General features: G+C 69.2%; 8 protein-coding genes, 1 pseudogene and 1 riboswitch. Of the genes and pseudogenes, 7 read left to right on the forward strand and 2 right to left on the reverse strand.

Features of this window, described 5'->3' with window-relative positions:
* Nucleotides 1-46 precede the first annotated feature (46 nt).
* Entirely contained in the window at nt 47-820 is a 774-nt protein-coding gene (locus ACFVXE_RS38430; protein WP_389678389.1) for a CbtA family protein, read from the reverse strand.
* Nucleotides 821-846: 26 nt separating this feature from the next.
* Nucleotides 847-1,062 (reverse strand): CbtB domain-containing protein, encoded by a 216-nt coding sequence (locus ACFVXE_RS38435; RefSeq protein WP_389678390.1) that lies wholly within the window; start codon nt 1,060-1,062, stop codon nt 847-849.
* Between the two features lie 3 nt (nt 1,063-1,065).
* Nucleotides 1,066-1,214: riboswitch (adenosylcobalamin (AdoCbl) riboswitch) on the reverse strand.
* A gap of 111 nt (nt 1,215-1,325) precedes the next feature.
* On the opposite strand from ACFVXE_RS38435, the gene ACFVXE_RS38440 reads away from it, so the two are divergent.
* The 7 genes and pseudogenes from ACFVXE_RS38440 to ACFVXE_RS38470 all read left to right on the forward strand — a co-directional run bounded on the left by ACFVXE_RS38440 (nt 1,326) and on the right by ACFVXE_RS38470 (nt 5,903).
* Nucleotides 1,326-1,919 carry a histidine phosphatase family protein gene (locus ACFVXE_RS38440; protein ID WP_389678399.1) on the forward strand — a complete coding sequence of 198 codons (594 nt, stop codon included), beginning with the start codon at nt 1,326-1,328 and terminating at the stop codon, nt 1,917-1,919.
* Nucleotides 1,920-2,157: 238 nt separating this feature from the next.
* Nucleotides 2,158-2,652 carry an Asp23/Gls24 family envelope stress response protein gene (locus ACFVXE_RS38445; RefSeq protein ID WP_389678392.1) on the forward strand — a complete coding sequence of 165 codons (495 nt, stop codon included), beginning with the start codon at nt 2,158-2,160 and terminating at the stop codon, nt 2,650-2,652.
* A 169-nt stretch (nt 2,653-2,821) separates the two neighbouring features.
* Complete coding sequence (locus ACFVXE_RS38450) at nt 2,822-3,376, forward strand: hypothetical protein (protein WP_389678401.1); 555 nt, start codon at nt 2,822-2,824, stop codon at nt 3,374-3,376.
* Between the two features lie 76 nt (nt 3,377-3,452).
* Nucleotides 3,453-3,992: a hypothetical protein gene (locus ACFVXE_RS38455; RefSeq protein ID WP_389678393.1), complete on the forward strand. Its 540-nt coding sequence runs from the start codon at nt 3,453-3,455 to the stop codon at nt 3,990-3,992.
* Nucleotides 3,993-4,323: 331 nt separating this feature from the next.
* Complete coding sequence (locus ACFVXE_RS38460; RefSeq protein WP_389678395.1) at nt 4,324-4,479, forward strand: DUF6131 family protein; 156 nt, start codon at nt 4,324-4,326, stop codon at nt 4,477-4,479.
* A gap of 441 nt (nt 4,480-4,920) precedes the next feature.
* A pseudogene (locus ACFVXE_RS38465) lies at nt 4,921-5,519 on the forward strand (TlpA family protein disulfide reductase).
* A 93-nt stretch (nt 5,520-5,612) separates the two neighbouring features.
* Nucleotides 5,613-5,903 (forward strand): hypothetical protein, encoded by a 291-nt coding sequence (locus tag ACFVXE_RS38470; protein WP_389678397.1) that lies wholly within the window; start codon nt 5,613-5,615, stop codon nt 5,901-5,903.
* Nucleotides 5,904-6,204: the final 301 nt, after the last annotated feature.

Here is a 6,204-nt window from a genome sequence, read left to right on the forward strand (position 1 = left end):
CGCCAGGAGGATCCTGGCGGGCTCCGTCGTCGTACCGGCCGACGGCTCAGCTCGCTGCGGCCGCCGCGCGGGACGCGCTACCGTCCCCGGCGGTCGCGGTGCCGGGCTTGGGCACCAGCAGCCGTTCGGTCAGATAACCGAAAAGGAGGCCGAATGTGGTCCAGAGCGTGGCCTGAACAGCAAGGGTGGCGAGCCGGAACTCCCACAGCAGACCGGCCGGGAAGTCCTTGCCGACCTCGTTGAACGAGGGCAGGAAGACATAGGCGAGCGCGATGGCGAGGACGTAGCCGGCGGACGCGGCGATCGTCGCGTTCCAGTTGCCCAGTCGCGGCGCCAGCCGCCTGCCGACGATGACGGCGGCCACGGCCAGCAGCACGCTGAGGGCAACCATCAGGAAGAACAGGGCGGTACGTTGCCCGATCGTGTCGGGATTGCCGATGGCCGGCGGGTTGGCCGGGTACTTGAGGAACGGCACCACGTACACGGTCAACAGGGCCCCGAAGGCGACCAGTGCGGCTGTGGCCCGTGGGCCGAACCTGCCGATACGACCGAGGGCGTAGCAGAAGACGAGCGCGGCGATGCCGCCGATCGCCACGCCGAAGACGAGGACGCCGGTGGCGAGACCCGCAGTGGACTGCAAGGTACGGCTGACCAGTTCCTCACCGCCGCCGTGATCGTGGCTGTGCGCCTCTTCGAGGGCTATCGCAGCGTCCACCCGGGACTCGCCGAGGAAGTAGGCGACGACCAGCGCGAGTACGCCCGCGGCAAGTCCGGCCAGCATGCCGCGGACGAGCAGCGCTCTGACAGATATGGAGTTCACGAGGGTTCCCCTGATGGTGCGACAGGTCAGTGGCAGGGGAAACCGAGCAGGTGGCGGCCGTCGTGAACCCACTCGTGGACACCTTCGCCGGAGATCACCGAGGTGGCGCCCTGCTCGGCGCCGACGAAGTACAACAGGACGAGCATGAGGACACCGAAGAAGACCGCCCAAGGGGCAATAGCCTTCAGCGAGATGGGGGTGACCGCGGGTGATGCGGCAGCGGGGGCAGCAGTCTGTGCCATGGCAGAACCTCCTGGGGGAACACGCGTCCCGATCGTGGTGCCTGAGACGACAGCGGCGGGTCTGACTTCCCGTAGGGGTACGGGTTCACAGTGGCGCGACCGTGCCGGATTCTCACCGGACTTCCATCACACCGTCGTCATGTTCGTCGCGACCATACCGCCTGGGAGCACGCGCCGCCATGCCCCCTTCCGCGGGGCCGACAGCCTCCGCATGCCATGGTGTGCTTGCCGAGAGGCCACAGTTCAGGGAGTTGACACCGGTGTTGACCGTACAGGTGATGTTGATCTCACCGGCGCTGAATGCCGCGCTGCGCGAGGCCCGATTCGACGGCGACGCGCCGCTCGACGCGTCCGGCGAGCGACGGGCACGCGCGGCGTCGGGTGCGTTGCCCGCCGCCGACCGTCATGTGTACGGCCCGTCCGTGCGGTGCACCGGGACCGCCGAGGCGTTGGGGCTGCACGCCGATCCCGAACCGTCGCTCCGGTGCTGGGACTTGGGGCGCTGGGGCGGGCAGCGACTGGCCGAGGTGAGTACGGACGAGCCCGGGGCGGTGTCGGCCTGGCTGTCCGATCCTGCGTCCGCCCCGCACGGCGGGGAATCGCTGCTCGACCTCTGTGCCCGGGTCGGTGGCTGGCTCGACTCCGTGCAGCGGGGCCACGTCGATGGTGGCCGCGTGCTCGGGGTCGCCGAACCCGCGGTGGTGCGTGCCGCGATCGTGCACGCACTGGACCTCCCGCCGCAGACCTTCTGGCGGTTGGACGTCGCCCCGCTGACACTGACGGAGCTCAGTGGCGGCTCGGGGCGCTGGAACCTGCGCAGCGGCCGTCCGTTGAGCACCGCAGCCGACCTCGCGTAGTCCCCGACGGGAACCGCTGCCCCACCCCGGTGGACGGACGGTGGCCGGCGCAACCCCCTCCGTGAGGGGCGCGGAGATCCGGACCGGGCCGAGACGGCCCGAGCAGGAGTCCGGTCGCGTGCCCCTCGTCCGGCGCGGCAGGGCCGTCCACCACCCCACCCTTAAGCAATGCGGACAAATTGTACGTAAACTGGCCACGGCGATCGCCTCCACCCTCTCTACGGAAGGGCGACCCATCATGACCGAGCAGACCCGGCCGAACGGGCCCCAGACCACCCGCCCGGAGCCCGAGGCCGCGCAGGGCGCGAGACCTTCCGCGGGAGACCGCCGAACGGATCCCGGAGCACGCGGACGTACCACGATCGCCGACGGTGTGGTCGCGAAGATCGCCGGGTTGGCGGCCCGGGAGGTACCCGGAGTCCAGGCGATGGGAGGGGGATTCGCCCGCGGCATGGGGGCCGTACGCGAACGGGTGCCGGGAGCGGGAGGCGCGTCCACCACGAGCGGCGTCAAGGTCGAGGTCGGCGAGGTCCAGACAGCGGTCGACCTGTCCATCATCGTCGAGTACGGCTTCGCGATCGGCGAGCTCGCACGTGAGGTCCGGACCGAAGTGATCGCCGCCATCGAGCGGATGACCGGTCTGGAAGTCGTCGAGGTGAACATCGCCGTCAGCGACGTGAAGCTGCCCGACGAGGAAGAGGAGGAACCGGTGCCGGAGAGGCGGGTCGCCTGAGCGGTTCACCAGGCCGCATCGCGCCTGGCCGCAGGAGGGGACCGTCGACGACGTCGCGGTCCGCCGCCTCGGCTGTCATCCGGGATCGGACGGGGTGTCTGTTTGGTACCGCGTCCCAGGGGCAGCCGCCCATTACGGGGATATGGCTGACCTCGAATCGGAGGACCAGATGTCCACAGGAATCATTATCGCCATCGTCGTCGTCGTGGTGGTGCTGATCGCCCTCGCGGTGGTCATGCGACTCGCCGGTCGACGGCGGCACCTGCGGGAGCGCTTCGGTCCCGAGTACGAACGCACCGTCGAAGCCGGGGACAGTCGCACCGCGGCGGAGCGCGACCTGCGCGCACGCGAGCAGCGGCACGACGACCTCGAGCTGAAGGCGCTGCCCTCGACGACCCGGCAGCAGTACGCGCAGGACTGGAACAACGTGCAGGAACACTTCGTGGACCGCCCGCAGGAGGCGGTGGGCGAGGCGGACCAGCTGGTGACCCGCCTCATGCAGGAACGCGGCTACCCGACCGAAGGGTACGAGCAGCAGGTGAAGGACCTGTCGGTCGAACACGGGCGGACGCTGGAGCACTACCGCGCCGCGCACGAAGTCAACACACGGACCGACAGCGGGCAGACGACCACCGAGGAGCTGCGGGGCGCGATGGTGCACTACCGCGCGCTCTTCGACGACCTGCTCACCAACGGCGACCGGCCTGGGCAGCAGCGTGCGTGACCCGGCGCCGGCGGATACCGGCGCCGGGCGGCACATCAGAAGTCACTCGAAACCATTCCGGACGAGGTGGACAAGCATGCAGCGCGAAGACAGCGGAGCGATCAACCACGGCGGGGCGACCGGCGAAGGCATCAGCACAGAGGATCTCGCCCGGCCCCGCGAGGACCCCGGTGCGAGTCGCGGAGGTCCGGCAGCGGACGATGCGCCCCCGGCCGCCACCGGCACCGGTCGTGACAGCACACAGGCTCCGGCGGCCGACGCGCCTCCCCCGCCCGCCGCCGAGAGCGAGCCCGCGAAGCAGGTGGCGGGCACACCGCAGCCGACGGCGCCGGACCAGGGTCAGGAGAACGCACCGCTGCTCGGTTCCGACGAAGCGGAGACCTTCAAGTCCAAGTGGCAGGCTGTTCAGACCGCCTTCGTCGACGATCCGCAGGACGCCGTCCGTACGGCCGACGCCTTGGTCGCCGAGGTCATGCAGACGCTGGCCCGGTCCTTCGCGTCCCGCAAGGAGGGACTCGAGAGCCAGTGGGGCCGGGGCGAGGAAGTCCTCACCGAGGACCTTCGGATCGCCCTTCAGCGGTACCGTTCGTTCTTCAACCGCCTGCTCAGCGCCTGACGCGAGAACCTTTCCCTGTCCGGGGACAAAGGCCCGCTGGTCGTGGCCCGCCGGCAGCCGGGCAGAGCCCCCGGGCCGCCGCCTCCGTTCCTCGAGGCGAAGCGAGACCGTAGAACCGGCAGGCGGAGTTCGTCATCGTGCCCGCGCGGTGCGGATGCGCGCGCGGGGTGAGACGGTGTGCCGGAGTCCGGCCGCCGTCGGGTGAGCGCCGGACGAGGGTGCCGCGCGAGCGGCACCCTCGTCCGCTTTCCGGCAGCCCGTTCCCGCCGGAAAGCGCGCGGACGTGCTGAGGGGCATACTCAGAAGTGAGCCAGAAAGATTGGGGGATGTAATGATCGTCCTCGGAGTAATCCTGCTCGTGATCGGGCTGTTGACCGGCCTTTCCATCCTCTGGACCATCGGTGTCGTGCTCCTGGTGATCGGTGCGATCCTCTGGATCCTCGGAGCCGTCGGTCACCAGGTCGGTGGAAGACGCCACTATTGGTGAGAGCCGGAGCAACGCCTCCGGCGGGCCTTCTTCCCCACGCCGGCGCTTCGGGGGCGAAGTTGCAGCACACGCACATACGGCGGGCGACGGATCCCGCAAGGGGGCGGGAGCCCTCTGCAGGTAGTGGGTCGTTGTCGCGCAGGACTGGGGCCGACCAGCGTGTCGAGGCCAGGTGCGACGCGACCTCGCGGCGGTTGAGGAGATCGGCGAGCTACGGCGGCGCAAGAACCTGACGGCGCATCTGGACAGGCTCACGGACCGTCTGCGACCCGGCCCGGTACGCGATCGGCTTCTCGTGGGCGCGGTGCGCAACCCGTACGCGCGGAGGAAACACCCCGGCGCCGCGGCCGGTGTCGCAACTCGCCTTCCGGCGTCGGTGCGCCGATTCGCACCGCCCCGAGGGGTGATCTCCTCTGCACGGGCCCATGGGAAACTCATCGCATGACTGCCAGGCCCGTCTCCCGTGCCGCCGCTCTGACCGCGATCGTCACTCTTGGCTCGCTCTCCCTGTCCGCCTGTGGCAGCGGCAAGTCCGAAGGCGGCGGTCGGACCAACTACGCAACGAGCGCGGACGGCATCTCAACGGTTCCCGAGGGAGAGCGGAAACCTGTCGGCCCGATCAAGGGCGAGACGCTTCAGGGCAAGCACCTCGACGTCGCCGGCTTCCGGGCAAGGTCGTCGTGATCAATGCCTGGGGTTCCTGGTGCCCGCCGTGCCGGGCCGAAACGCCCTACTTCAACAAGGTCGCCAAGGAAATGAAGACCAAGGGGGTCGCATTCGTCGGCATCAACGCCCGCGACGGCAACAAGAGTCTGTCCAAGGCATTTGAAGACGACTTCGATATGGCATACCCGAGCCTGTACGACCCGATCGGAAAACTGCTCCTGTCAGGATTCCCCAAGGGCACACTGAACCCTCAGTCCCTCCCCGCCACCGTCGTTCTGGACCGAGACGGAAAGATAGCGGCCAGGTCACTCAGTTCAATCGATGACAACAAACTGCACAGGATGATCGACCCCCTGATCAAGGAGGGGCGTTGACCCCAGCCGACGGGCACTGCCGGCAGCGAGGGTGGCTGCCGCCTCTATGATCCGTCTGCGAGACACAAGCAGCCGTCGGAGGAGTCCATGGGGATGGCAGTACGCCTGGCCGGAGCGGTTCTGGTCACGTGGATCGGACTGACCGTGCTGCTGCTCGCGCCGGCCCCGCTGCCGGAGCAGTGGCGTTACTACATCTATTCGCCGGCGAGTGTGGGCCTGTGGATGCTGTCCATGTTCCTTGCCCCCATCGTGGTCTGCGCCGTCAGGTGGCGATGGATCAAGTCGGGCAGCAGGTCGGCTCCGTCCAGGACGGCGCCGGCTCCGTGGCCCCAGCACGCACACCGAGATCGTCCCACCTGGACCGGTCGTCCGGACCAGGGGTGACTCGGGGGGGACGCTCGGGCGAGGACAGCTTCCGGACGCTCTCTCCGGTCCCGGCAGGTCGTCCGCAGGTACGAATTCGCCATCGGTGCCGTCCGGGAAGCTGCCGCAGCGGGCGCAACCGGCATACTCGGCCGCTCCTCCGCCCGGTCATGCCTGGACCCTCCGAACCGGCGTCGGCTGCTAGGGCGTGTTTCGAAAGTAGCGCCGTCCGCCCGGAGGGCGGGCTCGGTGGCGTCTGGTGCGTGCGATCGCAAGGCGGAGGGTCGCCCCGATACTGGATGTATCGGGGGGATCCCGACAA

Source organism: Streptomyces sp. NPDC058231 (assembly GCF_042882275.1).
Taxonomy (GTDB): domain Bacteria; phylum Actinomycetota; class Actinomycetes; order Streptomycetales; family Streptomycetaceae; genus Streptomyces.

Coding starts and splice junctions, on each gene's coding strand:
- ACFVXE_RS38435 (WP_389678390.1), bottom strand. CDS start 1,062: ATGGCACAGACTGCTGCCCCCGCTGCCGCATCACCCGCGGTCACCCCC.
- ACFVXE_RS38445 (WP_389678392.1), top strand. CDS start 2,158: ATGACCGAGCAGACCCGGCCGAACGGGCCCCAGACCACCCGCCCGGAG.
- ACFVXE_RS38450 (WP_389678401.1), top strand. CDS start 2,822: ATGTCCACAGGAATCATTATCGCCATCGTCGTCGTCGTGGTGGTGCTG.
- ACFVXE_RS38455 (WP_389678393.1), top strand. CDS start 3,453: ATGCAGCGCGAAGACAGCGGAGCGATCAACCACGGCGGGGCGACCGGC.
- ACFVXE_RS38460 (WP_389678395.1), top strand. CDS start 4,324: ATGATCGTCCTCGGAGTAATCCTGCTCGTGATCGGGCTGTTGACCGGC.
- ACFVXE_RS38470 (WP_389678397.1), top strand. CDS start 5,613: ATGGCAGTACGCCTGGCCGGAGCGGTTCTGGTCACGTGGATCGGACTG.